This window comes from Methylobacterium sp. WL7, from assembly GCF_008040085.1.
GTDB classification, from domain to species: domain Bacteria; phylum Pseudomonadota; class Alphaproteobacteria; order Rhizobiales; family Beijerinckiaceae; genus Methylobacterium; species Methylobacterium mesophilicum.
In genome coordinates, this window is record NZ_VRVG01000248.1 from 1 (window position 1) to 3,434 (window position 3,434).

The following is a 3,434-nucleotide window of genomic DNA, read 5'->3' on the forward strand; positions in this document are numbered from 1 at the left end:
CTCCCGTGCGGGAGAGGGTTGGGGTGAGGGACCAGGTCTTTCCGGAAAACGCGCATCCCTCACCCTGTCCCTCTCCCGCACGGGAGAGGGGACCCGCGCCACATCCGAGAATGTGTGAATCCGATAGGCAGAGGGTGGGCGCGTCCTGCCTCGCCCCCCATGACAATCCGCCCCGCCTGTCCGGGAACATCCCCCGCAAGCTCGGCCGGAGGCTCGGATCCGGGCAGCGAATCGGAAAGACCGGGGACGGGAATCTTTCCGAGCCGCGTACCTGATGGCGTTGTCCGTTTATCTCGTCGTCGGCCTCGGGGCCGCGGTCGCCGGGTTCGTGCAGGGGCTGTCGGGCTTCGCCTTCGGGCTCGTGGCCCTGTCGTTCTGGGCCTGGGTGATCGATCCGCAGCTCGCCGCCGTCCTGGCCGTCGCCGGGTCGCTCACCGGGCAGATCGTCGCCGCCGTCACGGTGCGGCGCGGCTTCGACCGGGCCCGCCTCGCCCCGTTCGTGCTGGGCGGGCTCGCCGGCATTCCGCTGGGCGTGCTGCTGCTGCCGCAGCTCAATGCGGACTGGTTCAAGGTGGTGCTCGGCACCCTGCTGGTGCTGTGGTGCCCGGCCATGCTGCTCGCCAAGGACCTGCCGCGGATCACCGTGGGCGGGCGGCTGGCGGATGCCGTCGTCGGCCTGAGCGGCGGCCTGCTCGGCGGGCTCGGCGGCTTCACCGGCACGCTGCCGACCCTGTGGTGCGTGCTGCGCGGCTACGAGCGCGACGTCCAGCGCACGATCATCCAGAACTTCAACCTGACCATGCTGGCCGTGACCATGCTGGTCTATCTCGGCTCGGGCCTCGTCACCCGCACGGCGCTGCCGATGCTGGCCGTGGTGCTGCCCGCCATGCTGATCCCGGTCCTGCTGGGCACCCGGGTCTATGTCGGCCTGAGCGAGACGGCCTTCCGCCGGGTTGTGCTCGGCCTACTGACGGTCTCCGGCGTGACGCTGCTGGCGGCGGCGCTCCCGCGGGTGCTGTAAGGCGACGCCGCATTTCGACCGTGTTTGTCGGGGAGCACCCGGGGCAATCCAATCTGCTAAGGTCTGTCGCGCTACTCTGTCGCCGCGTTGGCCGGACGAGAGGCCCGGCACCGGAGATCGTGATGGCGCGCAAGTATTTTGGAACCGACGGCATCCGGGGCCGGGCCAACGGGGTGATCACCCCGGAACTCGCCCTCAAGGTCGGCCAGGCGGCGGGCCTGGTGTTCCAGCGCGGCGACCACCGCCACCGGGTGGTGATCGGCAAGGACACCCGCCTTTCCGGTTACATGATCGAGACCGCCCTGGTGGCGGGCTTCACCTCGGTGGGCATGGACGTGCTGCTGCTCGGCCCGGTGCCGACCCCCGCGGTGGCGATGCTGACCCGCTCGATGCGGGCCGATATCGGGGTGATGATCTCGGCCTCGCACAACGCCTTCGAGGATAACGGCATCAAGCTGTTCGGGCCCGACGGGTTCAAGCTCAACGACACGATCGAGCATGAGATCGAGGAGCTGATCGATGCCGAGCTGCATACCAGGCTGGCCGGTTCCGCCGACCTCGGCCGGGCCAAGCGGATCGAGAGCGTGCATGCCCGCTACATCGAATTCGCCAAGCGCACCCTGCCCCGGCACGTGACCCTCGACGGCCTGCGGGTGGTGGTCGATTGCGCCAACGGCGCCGCCTACCGGGTCGCCCCCGAGACCCTGTGGGAGCTCGGCGCCGAGGTGATCGCCATCGGGACCGAGCCGGACGGGTTCAACATCAACCGGGATGTCGGCTCCACCGCCCCGGCCGCCCTGGTCGCCAAGGTGCGCGAGCGCCGGGCCGATATCGGCATCGCGCTGGACGGCGACGCCGACCGGGTGCTGATCGTCGACGAGAAGGGCCACGTGGTCGACGGCGACCAGCTGATGGCGGTGGTCGCGCGCTCCTGGCAGGAGGACGAGCGGCTCACCCAGCCGGGGCTGGTAGCCACCATCATGTCCAATCTCGGCCTGGAGCGGTATCTCGGCGGCCTCGGCCTGTCGCTCGCCCGCACCGCGGTCGGCGACCGCTACGTGCTCGAGCACATGCGCGAGCACGGCTACAACCTCGGCGGCGAGCAATCCGGCCACATCATCATGTCGGACTACACCACCACGGGCGACGGCCTGGTGGCGGCCCTGCAGATCCTGAGCGTGGTGCAGCGCCAGGGCCGGCCGGTGAGCGAGGTCTGCCACTGCTTCGACCCGCTGCCGCAGATCCTCAAGAACGTCCGCTACCGGGCCGGCGAGCCGCTGAGCCAGGACAGCGTCGTCAGCGCGATCGCCCAGGCCCGCGCCCGGCTGGGGAATGGCGGCCGCCTGGTGATCCGCCCCTCCGGCACCGAGCCGGTGATCCGCGTGATGGCCGAGGGCGACGACCGCGGCTTGGTCAACGAGGTGGTCGACGAGGTGGTCGAGGCGGTGACCAAGGTCGCGGCCTAAGATCCGGGGTCCCAAAGGGACTGCGGCCCGGCCCTTTCAAGGTGTTGGGCTGAGAGCCAGGACATGGCGTCGAGCCGGCCTGCACGGTCCTTTTCCCGGGCGCATGCAGCGCCAGCGGAATGCGACCCGGGACCCAGCACACGACGGCGCGAAGCGTCCGTCCGATCGACCTGTGCCGCTGGCGCGGCGCTTCGTGTGCTGGGTCCCGGATCAGGTTCCGCTTCGCTTCACCTGTCCGGGAAAAGGCGCGCGTGATCTGCTCAGGAGCGCTGATTCCACGAGGTGCTCACGCGTAGGCGGCGCGCAGCACGGCCGGTGCGGTGGTCCGCCAAGCCGCCAGCAGGGCGGCGCGCAGGGATTCCTCCTCGCAGAGATCGAGGTCGAGATTGGTCCAGCCGCGCCGGCCCCAGGCGCCGTCGAGCGGCGTGAACAGGTCCGGCTCGGCCTCGCACAGTTCGGCCTGGTCCACGGGGGCCAAGCGCAGCACCACCCGGGCCTCCTCGACCCACAGGGTCGCGAACACCCGGCCGCCGACCCGGAAATCCGGGTTGCCGCGATGGACGCCCGCCACCGTCTCCGGCAGCATCAGCGCCAGGATGCGCACGTCCTCGGGCAGCACCGGCTCAGCCCGGCCCACGGGCGGGCGTCGTCGTGATCGTGCGGAATGGTGCAGCCAAGACTAGCAAATCCGTCCCTGGGTTGCAGGTTTGCGGCCCGTAAGCAGCCGGCAAGGCTAACATTTAACGTTAAGCCGGATTTAAGACGTTCGATCCATCCTTCGCCTCGTCATCAGAGCCGGCATGCCAAGCCTCCGGCACACGAGCCCAGTGAAGGAATCTCCATGGCCCGCTCCAAGCTGAACGCTTTGGTGCGCAGCCTGACGCTCGCGGCGAGCGTCGGCGCGCCCTGCCTGGCCGCTGCCGCGGACCTGCTGCCCCCGCCTCCGC

General features: G+C 69.9%; 3 protein-coding genes and 1 pseudogene. 3 read left to right on the forward strand and 1 reads right to left on the reverse strand.

Going from position 1 to position 3,434, the window contains the following annotated elements; translation table 11 throughout:
- Positions 1-274: 274 nt before the first annotated feature.
- Positions 275-1,021: a sulfite exporter TauE/SafE family protein gene (locus FV233_RS28735; RefSeq protein WP_147899561.1), complete on the forward strand. Its 747-nt coding sequence runs from the start codon at positions 275-277 to the stop codon at positions 1,019-1,021.
- 122 nt (positions 1,022-1,143) lie between these two features.
- A complete protein-coding gene (gene glmM, locus FV233_RS28740; protein WP_147899562.1) occupies positions 1,144-2,487 on the forward strand; it encodes a phosphoglucosamine mutase in 1,344 nt (447 codons plus the stop codon).
- 286 nt (positions 2,488-2,773) lie between these two features.
- Here glmM and FV233_RS28745 read toward each other — a convergent pair whose 3' ends face one another.
- Positions 2,774-3,106: an MmcQ/YjbR family DNA-binding protein gene (locus FV233_RS28745; protein WP_147899563.1), complete on the reverse strand. Its 333-nt coding sequence runs from the start codon at positions 3,104-3,106 to the stop codon at positions 2,774-2,776.
- Positions 3,107-3,328: 222 nt separating this feature from the next.
- Here FV233_RS28745 and FV233_RS31465 point away from each other — a divergent pair.
- Positions 3,329-3,434 (forward strand): annotated as a pseudogene (locus FV233_RS31465) (porin family protein); the annotation flags it as partial.